Source organism: Arthrobacter monumenti, assembly GCF_054511255.1.
In genome coordinates this window covers 215267-232910 of sequence record NZ_JBTNCY010000003.1, presented here as the reverse complement: position 1 = coordinate 232910, position 17644 = coordinate 215267, and the positions used below count along the sequence as shown (strand labels likewise).

The following is a 17644-nucleotide window of genomic DNA, read 5'->3' as shown; positions in this document are numbered from 1 at the left end:
TATTACCTTCCGAGTATCAAACTCATTGCTTCGGACCGGGTGGCGGGATCATGAAGCTGGCCCCGCACCGCCGAAGTCACTGTCTTGGCGCCGGGTTTGCGTACACCGCGCATGGACATGCACATATGTTCGCATTCGATCACCACGATTGCCCCGCGGGGGGCAAGGTTGGTCATGAGCGCATCCACGATCTGTGTGGTCAGCCGCTCCTGGACCTGCGGGCGGCGCGCATAAATCTCCACGAGCCTGGCCAGTTTACTCAGGCCGGTGACTTTGCCGTCATGGGAGGGAATGTAGCCGATATGCGCCGTCCCGTGGAAGGGCACCAGGTGATGTTCGCAGGTCGAATAGAAAGGAATGTCCTTGACCAGCACCATTTCCTGATGCTCCAGATCGAAGGTGGTGGCGAGCAGGTCCCCGGCGTCCTGGTGCAGACCGGCGAACATTTCCGTGTAGGCCTTGGCAACGCGGTTTGGCGTATCAACCAGGCCGCTGCGGTCTGGGTCCTCACCGATAGCGATCAGGATCTCCCGCACCGCCCGGGCGATCCGGGGCTGGTCCACGGGTGGGTTGCGGCTGTCGGCAGCCAGGCCGCCGGCAGGAACGTCGTCGTCGAAATCCATCACTATGAGAGTCTAACCGTCGCCGCCGCCGGTCCCTGAGGAACCGGCGGCCGGATGGCAGGTCTTAGCTGCCGGGCTGCGATCCGTCGCTGGAACCGGGACCGGAGCGCGGCGCATCATCACCGTGCGGCGGACGGGTGTCCGGCGGCGTCTCGCCCTGGCTCGGTCCGGCACCCGGCTGGCCGGTGGATTCGCCTGCCGGCGGGTCGTACGGCTGCGGCATGTTGGCGTTGGCGGCCTGGTCCTGCGGCGGCACGGTCACCGGGTCGGGTTCGCCGTCGGCCTGGGCCTGGGCGCGCTCGGCCGGGGTGATTACCGGCGGAATGTCCGAGACCGGGCGGCTGTCCTTGGAGAGCCAGACCTCGCGCAGGTCCCGCTTGCGGACATCCCGGAACAGGTCGGCGATCTCTGCCTGGTTCAGCGTCTCGCGCTCCAGCAGTTCCAGCGCCAGCCTGTCCAGTACGTCGCGGTTCTCGTTCAGGATGCCCCAGGCCTCGTCATGGGCGTTGTCGATCAAGCGGCGGACCTCTTCATCGACGACGGAAGCGAGCTCCTCGGAGTAGTTCCGCTCGTGGCTCATATCCCGGCCCATGAACGGTTCGCCGCCGCCGGATCCGAGCTGGACGGCGCCGATCTTCTCGCTCATGCCGTACTGGGTGATCATCTTGCGGGCCATGGACGTGGCCTTCTCGATGTCGTTGGAGGCACCGGTGGTCGGGTCGTGGAAGACGATCTCTTCCGCGACGCGGCCGCCCATGGCGTAGGCGAGCTGGTCGAGCAATTCGTTGCGGGTGGTGGAGTACTTATCGTCCGAGGGCAGCACCATGGTGTAACCGAGCGCTCGGCCGCGGGGAAGGATGGTGACCTTCGTGACGGGATCGGTATTGCGCAGGGCGGCGGCGACCAGGGCGTGTCCACCCTCGTGGTAAGCCGTGAGCTTCCGCTCGAGCTCTTTCATCACGCGGCTGCGCTTCTGCGGACCTGCGATCACACGGTCGATCGCCTCGTCCAGGGCACGGTCGTCGATCAGCTGGGCGTTGGACCGCGCGGTCAGCAGCGCGGCCTCGTTGAGCACGTTGGCCAGATCCGCACCGGTGAAGCCGGGGGTGCGCTTGGCCACCGAGCGCAGGTCGACGCCCTGGGCCATCGGCTTGCCCTTGGCGTGCACTTCCAGAATCTGCATACGGCCCTGCATGTCGGGGGCCTCAACGGTGATCTGGCGGTCGAACCGGCCCGGGCGCAGCAGTGCGGGGTCGAGGACGTCAGGCCGGTTGGTGGCGGCGATCAGGATCACGTTGGTCTTGACATCAAAACCGTCCATTTCGACCAGCAGCTGGTTCAACGTCTGCTCACGCTCGTCATTACCGCCGCCGACGCCGGCACCACGGTGGCGTCCGACGGCGTCGATCTCGTCAACAAAGATGATGGCCGGAGCGTTGGTCTTCGCCTGCTCGAACAGGTCGCGCACACGGGACGCACCGACACCGACGAACATCTCGACGAAGTCCGAACCGGAAATGGAGTAGAACGGAACGCCGGCCTCACCGGCAACGGCGCGGGCCAGCAGGGTTTTACCGGTTCCCGGAGGGCCGTAAAGGAGCACACCCTTGGGGATCTTGGCGCCGACCGCCTGGAATTTCTCCGGCTCCTGCAGGAAGTCCTTGATCTCATGCAGTTCTTCGACTGCCTCTTCGGCACCGGCCACATCGACGAAGGTCACCTGCGGCATGTCCTTGGAGATCAGCTTGGCCTTGGACTTGCCGAACTGCATCACCTTCGATCCGCCGCCCTGCATCCTGGAGAGCAGGAACCAGAAGATCAGGCCGAGGATCAGGATCGGCAGGACCAGTCCGAGGATGCTGGTGAACCAGTTGCTCTCCATCGGTTGGTCGGTGAAACCGTCGACGTCGGAGGAACTGACAGCCTCGACAACCTCGTCGCCGCGGGCGGTAACAAAGAAGAACTGAACGCTCTCGCCCATGTTCTCGCCGTCGACCACGTAGTCATCGCGCAGGGTCAGATCAACGCGTTGCTCGCCGTCGTAAATCTTCGCCTGCTCCACCCGGTCATCTTCGAGCATTTGCAGACCCACATTGGTGTCAACCCGCGTTGCCCCGCCCCCGGAGAAAGTGGGGAAAATGAACAGGAGTACGGCGACACCCAGCACGATCCAGATAACCGGACCTTTGAAGATTTTCTTGAAGTTCATTTGCTCAGGGCTGCGGCCCCGTCCCTCCTGGTAAAAAGTGCGTACATGTGCTCACGTGTACGCATCTAGCTATACACCGTTACCCATGACTCACGCATAGCTGAGCGCAATAGTTCCCTGAAAGCGTACAACCGGCGCGGCCATCGGCGCCCCGGGCCCTGGGAGTTACTCGTAGACGTGTGGGGCGAGGGTGCCGACGAAGTCCAGATTGCGGTACTTCTCCGCAAAATCCAACCCGTAGCCGACCACGAATTCGTTCGGGATGTCATAACCGACGTACTTAACGTCAATGTCGACCTTCGCGGCCTCGGGCTTGCGGAGCAGCGCGCAGATTTCCACCGACGCCGGTCCGCGCGAGAGCAGGTTGGTCTTGAGCCAGGACAGCGTCAGGCCGGAGTCGATGATGTCCTCGACGATCAGCACGTTCTTGCCGCTGAGGTCGGTGTCGAGGTCCTTGAGGATCCGCACCACACCGGAGGACTGGGTACCGGAACCGTACGAGGACACGGCCATCCAGTCCATGCTTACGTGGCTGTGCAGGGCCCGGGCCAGGTCAGCCATGATCATCACGGCACCTTTGAGCACCCCGACAATGAGCAGATCGCGGCCCTCGTAGTCCTCGTCGATCCGCGCGGCGAGCTCGGCCACCCGCTGCTGGATCTCTTCCTTGCTGTACAGAACGTGCTTGAGATCGTCCTGAACGTCGTGTGACTCCACGAATACTCCCGGTGTTTTCAGTAATGGTTGCGATAGCCGCCGCGTCTGGGTTCAGCGTTTGGCCATAAAGATAAGACTGCCATAGCCACGGCCCTGTGCGGGAACGGATTGGCGGTGGACCTGCCGGTGGACGTCCACCTTTCCGGCCAGCTGGACGGGTCCGGCGGATCCCCGGCGCTCCAGCAGCGACTCGACGGCATGGATCCGCTCGAGGCTGGGCCGGTCGGCGCCAAGTCCGACGGCGGCCAGGGCCAGCAGCCGGTGCCGCATCGCCGCGGGCTGCTGGCGCAGGTCGTTCTCGGGCAGCAGGATACGTTCCGGTTCGACGACGGCGAGCGCTCCGAAGAGTTCTGCACTGCGTTGGTCCAGGTAGTCGGCGTCCTCCGCCAGAATCGTCGCCGACCGGTGCAGGGCTTCAGCAATTCCGGGCCCGAGTTTTTCCTCCAGGAAGGGCAGCACCTCGGTCCGGACCTTTGACCGCTTGAACGCCGGATCCGCATTGGTCGGATCGTGCCATGGGTCCAGTCCCTCGGCGTCGCAGATGGCCTCCGTGTCCGCCCGGCGCAGCCCCAGGAAGGGGCGCAGGTAATGTCCGCGTTGTGCCGGAATACCCGACAGTGACCGCGTTCCGGACCCTCTGGCCAGTCCGAGCAGGACGCTTTCGGCCTGGTCGTCGAGCGTGTGGCCGAGCAGGACGGCCGCCGCCTGGTGGCGTTCGGCGGCGGAATCGAGGGCGCGGTAGCGGGCCTCACGGGCGGCGCCTTCGGGACCCAGATGCTCATCATCCACCGTCACCGGCACGACGTCGACCGGGTCCAGTCCCAGCTGGCGCAGCACATCGGCGGCCGCGGCGGCAACTTCCGCGCTGCCATCCTGCAGGCCATGATCGACGACGACGGCTCCCGCGGTGATGCTTCCCCGCCGGGCGAAAAAAGCGGTCACGGCGGCTAACGCGAGCGAGTCCGGGCCGCCGCTGCACGCCACCAACACCAGCGGCATTTCCAGCCGGGGAGCCTCGGCCGGGGAATCGACCGGAATTCCGGCAGACTTCAGCGCAGCCTTGAGCGCGTTGCGGCCGGTGCCGACGACGGGTGCGAGCCGCCGCCGTCGTCCATCAGCGCGGTACCCGGGGCGTCCGCCCACTCTCTAGAGCCCCATTCCTACAGGCCCATACGGGCGATCCACAGGTCCGCGTTGTGGATTTCCTTCTCGGTCGGCAGGCATTCCGCGCTGGCCCAGACCCGGTTGAAGCCTTCCATCCCGGCCTTGTCCACCACGGCACGGACAAAGCGTGCACCATCACTGTACTGGCGCATCTTGGCATCGAGGCCGAGCACGTGCCGGATCCACTTTTCGACGGCGCCGCGGTCCTTGCCACGGGCGTTGAAACGCTGCCGGATGGTTTTTACGGTCGGCACGATGTCCGGTCCGACGGCGTCCATCACCACATTTGCGTGGCCTTCGAGCAGGCTCATCACCGCCGTCAGGTGCGACAGAACCGCCTGATCCTCGGGGTCCTGGATGACGGAGAGCACTCCACCGGGGCCGGCCGGTTCATCCGACTCTCCATTTCCGGCGCTGACCGATCTGGCGGACTTGCCCAGACTCTTGGCGGCTGCGGCCAGCCGCTCGGCCAAGGTGTCCGCCTTGTCCATCAGACCCGAGGTAAGAAGCCCGATCTGCTCCCGCATGTGGTCCTTGAGCCATGGGGCGGCGGCGAACTGCACGCGGTGGGTCTGTTCGTGCAGGCAGACCCAGAGGCGGAAGTCCTGCGGGTCCACGTTCAGCTCGCGCTCCACCGAAATGATATTGGGAGCCACCAACAGCAACCGTCCGCCGGTGCCAAGCGCTCCGGTGGACGTGTCTGCGCCCCACGTGGCGAATGGATCGTACTGACCGAGGACCTTGCTGGAGAGGAAGGCAAGAATGCTGCCAAGCTGCGCGCCGGTGACTGTTCCGCCGAGGGCGGCGGTGGCGGCGGTGAGCTGATCCGCGCGGGTCCGCGCCAGTTCCTCCAACGTCGGCTGGAGCAGCGAACGGAAGCTTTGGGAGCTGGCCTTGGCCCAGGAAGCGCGGTCCACCACGAGCAACTCGGAGTCGCGCAGGTCGCGGGCGGCGTCGAGCTTCGTGATCTCGTGGACGTGCGCGACGGACTTGTCGGCTAGTTCACGCAGGTTTTCGACGGCGCTGGTGATCTCGGTGGACGTCATCTTCGGGCCGGCGGGGGTGAGCTTGGCAGCGGTATTGGCCGCAAGGTCCCAATTAACCAGGCTGGGGACTTTTGAGGACTTATTGGAATCCATAAAAGCCATGAGATCACACAACACTCGGAAGCCGCTGAAAGTGGCCGGCTCCTTTACTTGCCGCAACCGCAGCCGGCAAGAATGGCCGCAGCACGGTCCAGGGCATGTTCGTTGGCAAGGTTGACCGATCCCAGGTCGTTGCCGATGAAGGAGAAGACCAGCAGGCGCCGTTCGTCCGTGACCACATACCCGGACAGAGCGAGCACTTCATTCAACGTGCCCGTTTTCGCCCGTACCAAACCTGCACCGGCCAGCGCGGGGTCCTTCGTGTAACGATCGGACAGCGTTCCGGTCAGGCCGGCGATGGGAAGCCCGTCCCGTACGGCCGCCAGATCCGGGTCTTCGGTGTTCACGATGATCCGCAGCGTTGCCGCAAGCTGGGCAGTGCTGATCCGGTTGGCAGGGGAAAGACCACTCGAATCGGCCAGAGCGAGCCCACTCGTGTCCACGCCGAGGCCGGCGATGGTTTTCTCGATCGTTTTTGTGGATCCATCGAATGACGCCGGACGTCCCTTTGCCACTGCGGCCATCCGGCTCAGCGTCTCGGCCAGGTAATTGTCGGAGGTTTCCAGCATGAGTTCGACCTGCTCGCCGACAGTGGCGGATTGGACGGCCGCCGTTTCTTCGCCGACCTCGCCCGACGTCTTCCGGCTGACCCCTTCGGCCACCTTGATGCCTGCCTCTTTCCCGGCCTTCTGCAACGCAGCGGCAAACGTCCTGCCCGCGTGCAAAGCGGAGTCCTGCGGCCGCGCCCCATACCGTTCTGCCGGCGAATAACGTCCGGAATTCAACGCCATCGGGAAGATCGGCGCCACCTGCCCGGCTTGGAGGTCGCCCGCCAGCCAAACGTCCTCCGCGGGCCTGCCCGTGAACAAGGAATCGTCCACCTTAATGCTGATTTTCCCGGTAACGCCGGCCTGCACGAGGGACGCCACCGTCTCCTCGGCCAGCGTCGCCAGACCTGCGTGGCCCATAACGGCATCCGGATCGGACTCCCCCGCCGCCAGCAGCACATCGCCGCCACCGACCAGGATCAGCTCACGCGGATCTTCGCCCTGCACCACCCGGGTGCTGAACCGGTGCTCCGCACCGAGGGCGTTCAAGACCGTAACGGCGGTCAGCAGTTTGGTGTTCGACGCCGGCACCCGCGGCTGGTTCCCGCCGTCGTCGTAAAGCACTTTGCCGGTGAGCGCATCGACGACGACACCGGTGAAACCGCCCTCCGCGGCGGCAATCAATGCCTTATCCAGTCGTTTGGCGAGAACATCCCGTTCCGGCATAGGCGCAGTTTTGGACAGTTCGGTTACGGCTGTCATGGCGGACACTTCCGACGGCGGCCGCTGGGACTTGGGGATCTTTGGTTCGACGGCGGGAGCGTCAGGCTCGATCGCGTCGACGACCGCCGGCCCAAGGTAAAGCCCGACCGGAACCACCAGCGCCGCCAGTACCACCGCGAGCAGGACCCCGGTGAAGAATTTCCCCACGCTTCGCACTAGGCCCCGTTGCCGGAAATTGCGGAGGTCATGGCTTACGAATTCCTTGGTGTGCGAGACTCGAGTGCTGGATCTGAACTTAGGCACTATATCTTGGATAGTAGAGCGGCGTCTTCTCCGGCGCCGAATTCCAACGCCCACCACGCCTCAAAAGGAGCGCCCACATGAAGTTTGACATCACCATTGAGATTCCCAAGGGCTCGAAGGTTAAGTACGAGATCGATCATGAAACGCACCGGCTGCGCCTGGACCGCATCCTCTTCACCTCCATGCAGTACCCGGCGCACTACGGTTACATCGAAAACTCCCTCGGCGAGGACAATGATCCGCTGGACGCACTGATGCTGCTCGACGTCGACCTTGTTCCCGGCGTGCTGGTCGAAGTCCGGCCGGTTGGCGTCTTCAACATGACCGACGACGGCGGCGGCGACGCCAAGGTGCTGACCGTTCCGGTCGACCCCCGTTTCGACCACATCCAGGAACTCTCGGACGTATCGGACTTCGTGCTCGACGAGATCAAGCACTTCTTCACCAAGTACAAGGATCTGGAGCCAGGCAAGTGGGTGGAAGCCGCCGATTGGGAGGACCGCGCCGCCGCCGAGGCCGAGGTTGAGGCTTCCTTCAAGCGCTTCCACACCGAAGGCGACACGGCCGAGGAAGAAGAAGCACAGGGCCGCGAAACAGACGTCGACGCCGAGAACGCCACCGAGGACGTGCAGGGCCGCAACCGCTGAAATTCCTTGCTGCAAGGATTCAACTGAAGTATTGGAGGGCTTTCGACGATGAGTGAAACCCCGATCGAGTGGACCGACCGAGACATCGAAGCCGCCAGGGCCGTGCTGGCCGTCAGTGGCAACGATGAACAGTCATTGCCGACCCTGACCGACGAGGAGATCGTCGCGCTGGACGGCGTCGGGCGTGACCAGCTGGTGGCGCTGCCATTCCTTGAGGAGCACCAGGACCAGATCCAGCTCGCCGGCAACGTGGCGCTGCGGTCCCTGCTGGTCAAAGGCCTCGCCTATCCAGAAGTGGTGGAAGGCGAGGACGAACCGGCGAAGCTGAACGCCAGCGAGGACATCACCGGCATCATCACGCTGCGCCGGACGGGACAACGCCTTGTCGCCGCGGAGCGGACCACCGGCAACGGCAAATACTGGCTCTACGGTTACGTGCACGGCGATAACATCCTCGAAGAAGAAGTCAACGACGTCGGCATCCACACCTTCAGCGTCTATCCGGCGGAGGAGTTTGCGGACCGGTTGGCAATCCTGGCCGATCCAGCTGAGCAGACAACCGAAGACGGTGAAGGGGTGGAGTTAGACCAGGAGCAGTTCGAGGCCCGGGCCGCGGAACTGCTGGGCGATACCCGTGCGATCACGGTGGTGACGGGTATCGGGCAGGAAAGTGAGTCGGTGGACAACACGACTTTCTATGCCTCCACCGGGAACGTGCATGGCTTGGAAATCCGCCAGCAGGACGAGGAGACGCTTTACCGGATCGCCTCGGTCTCCCGGGATTCGATGATTTCCCGCCTGCAGATGGTGATTTCCGGCTCCGGAACGAAATAGCTTCCGCGGCGCCAACGCGCCAAACAACCTAAATCGGTTGTTTTCGCCGCTGCATTACCCATACTGGTGCTATGTATGTTGTCACCATGGACCAGCGCAATTCGCGCGACGTCGGTGACATGGTGCCGCAGCTGGTCCGCCAGCTGCGGCATATCCCTGCCGTGATCGAGTTCCAACGCTCGGTCAGCGATGAAGTGCAGGGCGTGACCATCGACGCGGCGGACGCCATCGACGCGGCCCTTTCCGCATTGCGCGGCGGCTCCTGGTCGGTGGGCATCGGTGTCGGCCGCGTGGACGATCCGCTGCCCGAAAAGATCGTCGAGGCCACCGGCTACGGAATGGTCTACTCCCGCCGGGCAGCCGAACGGGCGCTGAAGATCCACGACCAGGTTCCGCTGGCCGTTGAGGGGCTGGAGCGGGATCTGGCCGCCGAATCAGAGGCCGTGCTGCGCCTGCTGGGAAGGATTGTCGCGGTCCGCTCCCAGTCTGAATGGAACGTCGTCGACCTGATGATCCCCGGAGTGCGCGGGCAGCAGAAAGCCGTCGCCGCCGAACTCGGAATCACTCCACAGGCTGTCAGCAAGGCCGTGGTGCGTTCACTCTGGCAGGAAGAATGGGCCGCGCGGCCAGCCGCCGCCCGCCTGCTCGGCCTTCTCGACAGCCGGCGCGAAATCTTCGCCTGACCACCGGTCCTCGCCCTGGGCTGCCGGTCTCCTAACGCCTGGCTGCCGGACCCACCCCTGGCTACCGGTCCTCGTCAGGTTCCCGGCCCGCTCCTCCAAGTCCGACGTCGGTCTGCCGCTGCTGCTCGGGCATGCGCTCCCCGCCTTTTCCGGTGGCCAGCACACTGTGGTGCCGGGAGTACAGGAAGTAGACCACCAGTCCGATGACCATCCAGACGAAGAACCGCAGCCACGTGCCGCCGGTAAGGTTCAACATCAGGAAGAGACAGGCGGCGATGGCGAGAATCGGCAGCACCGGAACGAATGGAACCCGGAAAGAGCGGGGCAGGTCGGGCCGGGTGCGGCGAAGGATAATGACGCCGAGCGCGACCAGCAGGAAGGCGAACAGAGTCCCAATGTTGACGAGTTCGGCGAGCGTGGACAGCGGCACGAAAGTGGCCACGACGGCGATCACGGAACCGGCCAGAATAGTGAACCTGTAGGGAGTTCCGAATCTGGGATAAACCTTTCCCAGCCCGGCGGGCAGCAGCCTGTCGCGGCTCATGGCGAAGCCCACCCGGGTTTGCCCCAGCAGAAGAATCATTGACACGACGATCAGGCCGATACAGGCCCCGATGGCCACCAGGTTCCCCATCCACGTGACGCCGACAGAGGTGAAGGCCGTGGCCAGTGGAGCGCCGTCGGCCGGGTCGATATCCTCGTACGATTGCACGCCGGTGACTACCAGCGAGACGGCCATGTACAGCACGGTCACGATCGCCAGTGAACCGAGGATACCGATCGGCATATCACGTTGCGGATTGCGGGTTTCCTCGGCGGTGGTTGCCACGACGTCGAAGCCGATGAAGGCGAAGAAGACCAGGGACGCGGCAGCGAACACGCCTCCCCAGCCGTAGACGGTCGGTTCCAGTCCGAATATTGTCTCGACCAACGGAACGTCGAGCGCCCCGGCCTCGGAACCCACGGTCCCCTCGGCCGGAGGTACGAAGGGCTTCCAGTTGGCAACGTTGATGTAGAACATGCCGACAATGATGACGAGCAGCACCACGACTACCTTGATAGCCGTCACCACCTGGTTGATCCGGCTCGACAGTTTTATACCTGTTGACAATATGACGGTCAAGCCCACGATCAGCAGCCCTGCGGGAAGGTTCATCACGCCGGTCTCCACAGATGCGACTACCGGTGGTATCCCGAACGGTGTTCCTTCCAGCACCACCCCCAGATACTGGCTGAACGACGTCGCCAGTGCAGCGGCTCCGACCGTGAATTCGAGCACAAGGTCCCACCCGATGATGAACGCCACCAGTTCGCCAAGTGTTGCAAAAGAGAAAGTGTAGGCGCTGCCGGCAACCGGTACGGAAGAAGCAAGTTCGGCATAGCAGATAGCACTTAGGCCCGCCACGATCCCTGCTATCAGGAAAGATATCGCGATGGCGGGACCGCCGTTTGCCGCCGCGGCTTGACCCGTCAGCACGAAAATACCTGCACCGATGGACACGCCAAGGCCAAAAACGACCAGATCGAGGGCACCGAGGTTCTTCTTGAGCTGGTGCCCCGGCTCCTCGGTGTCCCGGATGGATTGTTCAATACTTTTGGTTCGAAAAACGCTCATGATGGCGCCCCTAATCAGTCCAAAAACATTTCCCTGGCACTGCAGTTCAATATTGAACTAATTGTAGGACGCATTGGCAATAATGGCGCTGGTAATTTCTTACCGTCTCAACGACTACAGCAGGCCGCGGAGGACCTTTGCTGCGCCGTCGTCGTATACCGAAGCGGTGACTTCAGAAGCAGCGTCGGCAACTTCCGCCGGCGCCTGCCCCATGGCTATGCCGCGGGCGGCCCAGCTGAGCATTTCGACGTCGTTGCGCCCGTCTCCGATGGCGACAGTCCGCGACGGGTCAATGTCCAGGTCCTGGCGGAGGTTCTCCAAGGCACTGGCCTTGGTGACGCCGGAGGCCGCGATATCGAGCCAGGCGGTCCAGCCCACCGAGTAAGTCACCCCGTCCAAACCGGCTGAATGAATAGCCCGGGCAAAATCGTCCGGTTCGGTTTCCGAGCTGAAAACGACGACGCGGACTGCGGTTGCCTCAAGCAGGGTGTTGAAGTCAACGGCCTTGGCCTCGATGCCGAAGCTGGCATCCTGGAACCGCTCCGTGGAGAGAAAATTTCCCTCGTTGTCCTCGAGCGCGTACTTGGCTGCCGGCAGTTTCTCGCGCAGTGCCATCAAGGCTCGTTTCGGATCGAATGTGACCCGCTTGAGCACCTCGTAACCGTCCGGCAGATCCATGTCGATCCGGAGAGTGACGCCGCCGTTGGAGCAGACGCTGTAGCCACTCGTCATCCCGATTTTCTGGATCACCGGCAGGGTAGCGTTCAGTGACCGCCCGGTGGCGATCATGACTTCATGCCCTGCCTCGACGACGGCCTGCGCCGCTTCGCGGACTTGCTCACTCATCCGGCCCTCGTGGTCGACGAGTGTGCCGTCCACATCCAGGGCTATGAGCTTCTTATTGTTGGTGGTCACGCGGGTTTTCTCTGCCCCCGTTCTCATCTGCGTCTTCGTCTGCAGGTCTTCGATGCCTGCCCTTGTATCTGTTGTCATCTACCAAGTGAATCAGACACTTTCCCGATTCGGTAGGATTTCGCTCACACAACGCGCCCCTACAGCACCGGAATGACCTCCACACCACCCATGTAAGGACGCAACGCTTCCGGCACAATGACGGAACCGTCGGGCTGCTGGTGCGTTTCCAGAATGGCGACCAGCCACCGGGTGGTGGCCATGGTTCCGTTGAGCGTCGCGACCGGGCGGGTGCCCTTCGTGGCGGCTCCATCCTCGGCGGGAATGCGTTCGCGGATGTTCAACCGGCGGGCCTGGAACGTGGTGCAGTTCGACGTCGAGGTCAGCTCCCGGTAGGCGCCCTGAGTGGGAACCCATGCCTCGCAATCGTATTTGCGCGCCGCGGAGGTTCCGAGATCCCCCGCGGCGGTGTGGATCACCCGGTAGGACAGTTCCGCCTTGGCCAGCATCTCCTCTTCCCACGCCAGCATCCGCTTGTGTTCCGCATCGGCATCTTCAAGCCGGACATACGAGAACATTTCGACTTTATTGAACTGGTGGACCCGGATGATGCCGCGGGTGTCCTTGCCATGCGAGCCGGCTTCGCGGCGGTAGCAGGAGGACCAGCCGGCATAGCGGGCCGGGCCGTTGGAGAGGTCGAGGATTTCATCCCCGTGGTAGCCGGCGAGCGCCACCTCCGAGGTTCCCACCAGGTATAGGTCGTCCTCTTCGAGGTGGTAGATCTCATCCGAATGCTCGCCGAGGAAGCCGGTGCCTGCCATGGTCTCCGGGCGGACCAACGTCGGCGTGATCATCGGCGTGAAGCCATGCGAGATTGCCTCGTCCAGGGCGAGCCGCAGCAAGGCTATCTCGAGACGCGCGACCATGCCCTTGAGGAAGTAGAACCGGGCGCCGGAAACCTTGGCGCCGCGTTCCATGTCGATCCCCCCGTTCAGCTCCCCAATCTGCAGATGGTCCTTCGGCTCGAATCCTTCGGCGCCGAAGTCCCGCGGTTCACCAACATGGCGCAGTGTCTCGAAGTCGTCCTCGCCTCCGGAAGGTACCCCGGACTCGATAACATTGGACACGCTGCGCACCAATGCGTCCTGCTCCGCCTTGGCCTGTTCCGACTCCGCCTGGGCGGTCTTTACCGAGGCCGCCAGTTCCTTGACCTCGGTCAACAGGGCCTGTCTCTCCCCGCCCTTGGCCGCCGCCACCTTCTTGCCGAAAGCGTTCTGCTCGGCACGCAGTGATTCGAACCGGTTTAGTGCCGAACGGCGGCTTGAGTCCGCGGCAATGATGGCATCAACAACCGACTCATCGGCCATACGGGCGCGTTGGGAAGCGCGGAAGAGTTCAGGGTTCTCGCGGAGTTCATTTACGTCGATCACTGTCCAAGACTATCGAATCGGGGCGGCGATTCCGCCGCGGACGATTGCCTGTGGATTCACAGCTGGGGTTCAGGGCCGGACGGCTATTGTTGTAGGACCATGGATACTTGGATTCTCGCGCTCATAGCGTGCGCCGTCGTCGTCATCGCAGCGGCCAGCTGGTACGGCGTGCGGAAGCTGCGCCAGCCCGAGCCTGATCCGGACCCGGCGGTGCGCTCACTGTCCTCCGACCGCGAAAAGCAACTTGTCGCCGTCGTCATAAATCCCATCAAGACCAACGCCGCCAGGGCCCGCAGGATCATCTCGCGGGAATGTGAGCTCGCGGGCTGGCCGGAACCAATGTTCCTGGAAACCACCAAGGATGACCCGGGCAAAGCGATGACCCAGGAAGCCCTGGGCCGGAAGGCCGACGTCGTTGTTGCCTGCGGTGGCGACGGCACCGTACGTGTGGTCGCCGAAGCCCTGGCCGACACTGATGTGACGCTCGGACTCGTGCCGCTCGGTACCGGCAATCTGCTCGCGCGGAACCTTGAAATGAATGTCACCGACCTGGATGGCAGTATTGCCACCGCCTTGTTCGGCGACGATCGCCTGATCGATACCGGCACGATCACGCTGGAAAGCTCCGAGACCGGAGAAAAAACCGAGCATGCGTTTCTGGTGATGGCCGGCGTCGGATTCGACGCCAAGATGGTCGCCGATACCCGGGACGACTTGAAGAAGAATGTCGGGTGGCTTGCCTACGGTGAATCGGGGGTCCGGCATCTGCCGGGGCGCCGGACCAAGGTCGGCATTTCGCTCGACGACGAACCTGAGCAGCAGCGGCGCGTCCGCAGCGTACTCTTCGGCAACTGCGGATTGCTGCCGGGAGGTATCGATTTCATTCCCAATGCGGTGATCGACGACGGAATTATGGACGTCGTCGTCATGAGTCCGCGCAGCGCCATTGGCTGGCTCGCCATGGCCGGGCAGGTACTCTTCAAACCACGGCGCCCGACCCCGGCCATCGCCTTTTACCGCGCCAAAAAGATCACCGTGCACTGCACCGATCCGATGGAAACCCAGCTGGACGGTGACCCGTCAGGACCGGTCACCTCCCTATCGGTGGAAGTGAACCGCGGCGCCCTGGCCGTGAGGGTTCACCGCAAAGGGAAACAGGGCCAGACGGAAGAGGTACTCAAGTCGGCCGTGGAAGACAAGGCCAGCTAAGCAAGCACCTTGCAATCAGGCCGTACCGATCAGGCTGTGGAACCACCCAGGTGTGCAGGGTCATCGCTGGCGTCGTCCGATGAGGATCCGCCTTCGTCGACATCGCCCATGGCCTCGTCCATCTGCGGCTCTTCGTCCGGAACCTGCTCCGACTTTGCCTCATCCGGGAAGACGCCTTGTGACTGCTCGCCGATCAGCGACTGCTCCTGGGCAAACCGGACGTCGTTGGCCTGGTCACCGGCATCGCCGACGCCGTCATCCAGGTCCGCCGCCATGCCGGGGTTCACGATCTCACCGTCGGTGTTCCCGCCTGAGGGCTGGTTCGGGTTTGGGGGATTAACGATCTTTCCGTCGCCCTGCTGCTGATCGTTCTGATTCTCGCTCATCACGTTCCCTTTCCTCGAAAATTCTGCAACTGCCTTTGGCGTTCAGCCTACTGAGTAGTGTCGCCATGCGAAAGCGCGCTGGAAACCACCGCGCCGTCGAATCAGTGCGAGCCTAGCAAATCGACCACGGAGCGCTCTGAGGACGGGTAACTCGCGATCGGAATCGTGCATCCGCCCATGTACAGGTCCACCACCCGCGGATCCACATACGACGACCGGGCAACCGCCATCGTATTGCCAAGATGCTCGGCAACTTCGCGCATCGCGGCCGTCACCGCCTTCTTCCGGGCCGTCCCACTCGCAGCTCCGGGATCGGCTGCAGCCAGGGACATGGCGGCCCGGACGGTCGCATGCCAGGTACGGAAATCTTTGGCGGTGAAGTTCCCTCTGGCCAGCATCGCGATGTAGGCATTCAGGCCGCGGCTTTCGATGGAATGCCAGCCGTCGCCGTTCCGGTAGGCCAGCGCATCCTCGCCCGCACCGCGCCGCAGCATCGGCTTGAGCGCTGCGGCGAGATCGGCGTCCGGCAGTTCCTCCTGCCACTGCTGTCCGCTCTTGGCCGGAAAATCGAAGCGGACAGTGTCGCCGGAGACGCTGATGTGGCTGCATCTGAGCGTCGTCAGTCCGAAGGAGCCGTTCTGGGTGGCATATTCGGCGTTGCCCACCCGCAGCACGCCGGTATCGATAATGCGTGCCGCGGCCGCGTAGGCCCGCTGCTGGGTCGGCTCCGGCTCCCTCAGCTGCCGGGTTACCGCGGCCCGGACGGGCGTCAGGCTCCTGCCCAGCTCCAGGGCGCGGTCGAATTTCTCCCGGTCCTTATGCTCGCACCACACCGGATGGTACATGTACTGGCGGCGGCCGGCGTCGTCGGTTCCAATGGCCTGGATATGCCCGTTGGGATGCGGGCAGATCCATACGTCCGTCCATGCCGGCGGGATAACGAGCTCCTTGATCCGGCGCAACTCGTCCCGGTCACGCAGGATCGATCCGTCCGGGTTCAGGTAGCTGAAGCCCTTGCCGCGCTTGCGTCTGGTGATTCCCGGCTTGTCAGGATGACTGCGCTTCAACCGCACCATCAGACAGTCCCCTGGTTACTCACCGCGCAGGACCGATTCCACCCAGGAGGACGCTTCGTGAAATGCCTCATCCCGGTGGTGCGGCGGCACGGACGGCGGCCGGCCATCGGCCCTTGGGTAGGACCCCAGGAACCGGATGGAGGGACTGATCCGGTGCAGGCCGGTTAGAGCATCCACCATTCTGGCGTCCCGGGCATGACCCTCGGCGTCGATACTGAAAAAGTAGTCGCCGAGGAATTGGCCGGTAGGCCGGGACTCGATGCGGCTGAGGTTGACGCCGCGGGCGGCAAATTGGTCAAGGATCTCCATCAGCGCGCCGGGATGGTCCTCCGGCAGCGGTATGACGAGGGTGGTCTTGTCCGAGCCGGTGGGCTCCGGAAGTGAACCCGGGCGGCTGACGAGGACGAACCGGGTGACAGCGCCGGTGTTGTCTTCGACGCCGTCTGCCAGGACATTCAGCCCGTGCCGTTCAGCGACGACATGGGAACAGATGGCGGCGTCGTAAGCCGCCCCCGAGGAGGCAGCGCCAGCTGGCAGCACCTGCCCTTCGCCGTCGAGCAGTCCCAAAGCTGCGGCAGCCGTGGACGATGACGGGACATATTCCACACCCGGAATGTTGGCATTCATCCAGTCCCGGCACTGTGCCCAGGCATGGGCATGGGTCGAAATGACATGGACGTCCCCGAGCGTGACCCCCGGCCGGGCCACGAGCACGAAGCTGATGGGCACCACCACCTCACGGACGATCCGCAATTCGGCACCCTCGGAAATGGCGTCGAGAGTTGCGCTGACGCCGCCCTCCACAGAATTCTCGATGGGAACCATAGCCGCCGCCGCCTCGCCGGAGCGAACGCGTTCCAGGGCGGCATTCACGCTCGACGACGGGAGACGATGGGCGGCATCAGCGCCGGGAACCTGGAGCAACGCGGTTTCCGTGAAAGTCCCCTCTGGACCGAGATAGGTGTAGACCGGAGATCCGTTAGGTGATTCAGCAGGCGTACCGCCGACTGACCGCGCCGCTTCCGTGTGGGAAGTGCTCATTTCACATACGGTTCTTCGCCGGTCTCCGAGACCATCGGCTTGTCCGCGTCCATCCAAGCGCCCATGCCGCCCGAAACATTGACGGCGCTGTAGCCATTATGCGCGAGCCACTGAGTCACCCGGCTGGAACGGCCACCGGTCCGGCAGATGACATGGAGGTCTTCGTCCGGGTCCAGTTCATCGATCCGCTCAGGAACCTCATCCACGGGAATATGTACGGCTCCGGCAATATGCCCGGCCTCCCATTCGTAGTCCTCGCGCACGTCCAGGATTCTGGTATTCTCGCTCAACTCGTTGACGCCGACGCTGGGTACGGATTCCATGAAAGGTGTCCTCCTAAATCAGGGCCCACGGACCCGGGTTGCTTCCTAAAAGCCTA

17 protein-coding genes are annotated in these 17644 nt (G+C 63.5%); 4 read left to right on the top strand and 13 right to left on the bottom strand.

The genetic code is table 11. The features are described from left to right. Positions 1-2: 2 nt before the first annotated feature. The 6 genes from folE to dacB all read right to left on the bottom strand — a co-directional run bounded on the left by folE (position 3) and on the right by dacB (position 7336). On the bottom strand, positions 3-626 hold the full coding sequence (folE, locus tag ACX80B_RS05845; RefSeq protein ID WP_459294021.1) for a GTP cyclohydrolase I FolE: 624 nt from the start codon (positions 624-626) through the stop codon (positions 3-5). A gap of 61 nt (positions 627-687) precedes the next feature. After that, entirely contained in the window at positions 688-2832 is a 2145-nt protein-coding gene (gene ftsH, locus ACX80B_RS05840; RefSeq protein ID WP_459294019.1) for an ATP-dependent zinc metalloprotease FtsH, read from the bottom strand. 165 nt (positions 2833-2997) lie between these two features. Beyond that, a complete protein-coding gene (hpt, locus tag ACX80B_RS05835) occupies positions 2998-3549 on the bottom strand; it encodes a hypoxanthine phosphoribosyltransferase (RefSeq protein ID WP_459294017.1) in 552 nt (183 codons plus the stop codon). A gap of 51 nt (positions 3550-3600) precedes the next feature. Beyond that, positions 3601-4692, bottom strand: coding sequence for a tRNA lysidine(34) synthetase TilS (tilS, locus tag ACX80B_RS05830; protein ID WP_459294015.1), 1092 nt, complete (start codon positions 4690-4692; stop codon positions 3601-3603). 17 nt (positions 4693-4709) lie between these two features. Further along, positions 4710-5852 carry a zinc-dependent metalloprotease gene (locus ACX80B_RS05825; protein WP_459294013.1) on the bottom strand — a complete coding sequence of 381 codons (1143 nt, stop codon included), beginning with the start codon at positions 5850-5852 and terminating at the stop codon, positions 4710-4712. A gap of 53 nt (positions 5853-5905) precedes the next feature. Continuing rightward, positions 5906-7336: a D-alanyl-D-alanine carboxypeptidase/D-alanyl-D-alanine endopeptidase gene (gene dacB / locus ACX80B_RS05820; protein WP_459294011.1), complete on the bottom strand. Its 1431-nt coding sequence runs from the start codon at positions 7334-7336 to the stop codon at positions 5906-5908. 173 nt (positions 7337-7509) lie between these two features. On the opposite strand from dacB, the gene ACX80B_RS05815 reads away from it, so the two are divergent. The 3 genes from ACX80B_RS05815 to ACX80B_RS05805 all read left to right on the top strand — a co-directional run bounded on the left by ACX80B_RS05815 (position 7510) and on the right by ACX80B_RS05805 (position 9596). Then, positions 7510-8079 (top strand): inorganic diphosphatase, encoded by a 570-nt coding sequence (locus tag ACX80B_RS05815; protein ID WP_459294009.1) that lies wholly within the window; start codon positions 7510-7512, stop codon positions 8077-8079. Positions 8080-8127: 48 nt separating this feature from the next. Continuing rightward, entirely contained in the window at positions 8128-8913 is a 786-nt protein-coding gene (locus ACX80B_RS05810; protein ID WP_459294007.1) for a hypothetical protein, read from the top strand. 71 nt (positions 8914-8984) lie between these two features. Next, the gene (locus tag ACX80B_RS05805) at positions 8985-9596 is read left to right on the top strand and encodes a hypothetical protein (RefSeq protein ID WP_459294005.1); all 612 of its coding nucleotides are present in this window, start codon (positions 8985-8987) and stop codon (positions 9594-9596) included. Between the two features lie 61 nt (positions 9597-9657). Here the strand turns inward: ACX80B_RS05805 and ACX80B_RS05800 are convergent, their stop codons facing one another. From ACX80B_RS05800 to serS, 3 genes are all read right to left on the bottom strand, one after another. After that, complete coding sequence (locus tag ACX80B_RS05800; protein ID WP_459294003.1) at positions 9658-11211, bottom strand: amino acid permease; 1554 nt, start codon at positions 11209-11211, stop codon at positions 9658-9660. A gap of 114 nt (positions 11212-11325) precedes the next feature. Further along, positions 11326-12153 (bottom strand): HAD family hydrolase, encoded by an 828-nt coding sequence (locus ACX80B_RS05795; RefSeq protein WP_459294310.1) that lies wholly within the window; start codon positions 12151-12153, stop codon positions 11326-11328. Between the two features lie 110 nt (positions 12154-12263). Then, the gene (gene serS / locus ACX80B_RS05790; RefSeq protein WP_459294001.1) at positions 12264-13553 is read right to left on the bottom strand and encodes a serine--tRNA ligase; all 1290 of its coding nucleotides are present in this window, start codon (positions 13551-13553) and stop codon (positions 12264-12266) included. A gap of 99 nt (positions 13554-13652) precedes the next feature. Here serS and ACX80B_RS05785 point away from each other — a divergent pair, with 99 nt between their 5' ends. Next, on the top strand, positions 13653-14762 hold the full coding sequence (locus ACX80B_RS05785) for a diacylglycerol/lipid kinase family protein (protein ID WP_459293999.1): 1110 nt from the start codon (positions 13653-13655) through the stop codon (positions 14760-14762). Between the two features lie 29 nt (positions 14763-14791). Here ACX80B_RS05785 and ACX80B_RS05780 read toward each other — a convergent pair whose 3' ends face one another. The 4 genes from ACX80B_RS05780 to ACX80B_RS05765 all read right to left on the bottom strand — a co-directional run bounded on the left by ACX80B_RS05780 (position 14792) and on the right by ACX80B_RS05765 (position 17588). After that, positions 14792-15148 carry a hypothetical protein gene (locus ACX80B_RS05780; RefSeq protein ID WP_459293997.1) on the bottom strand — a complete coding sequence of 119 codons (357 nt, stop codon included), beginning with the start codon at positions 15146-15148 and terminating at the stop codon, positions 14792-14794. Between the two features lie 101 nt (positions 15149-15249). Further along, positions 15250-16224: a DNA topoisomerase IB gene (locus ACX80B_RS05775; protein ID WP_459293995.1), complete on the bottom strand. Its 975-nt coding sequence runs from the start codon at positions 16222-16224 to the stop codon at positions 15250-15252. A gap of 15 nt (positions 16225-16239) precedes the next feature. Continuing rightward, positions 16240-17265, bottom strand: coding sequence for a prephenate dehydratase (gene pheA, locus ACX80B_RS05770; RefSeq protein WP_459293993.1), 1026 nt, complete (start codon positions 17263-17265; stop codon positions 16240-16242). Then, positions 17262-17588 carry a rhodanese-like domain-containing protein gene (locus ACX80B_RS05765; RefSeq protein ID WP_459293991.1) on the bottom strand — a complete coding sequence of 109 codons (327 nt, stop codon included), beginning with the start codon at positions 17586-17588 and terminating at the stop codon, positions 17262-17264. The genes pheA and ACX80B_RS05765 overlap by 4 nt, the downstream gene beginning before the upstream one ends. Positions 17589-17644 lie beyond the last annotated feature (56 nt).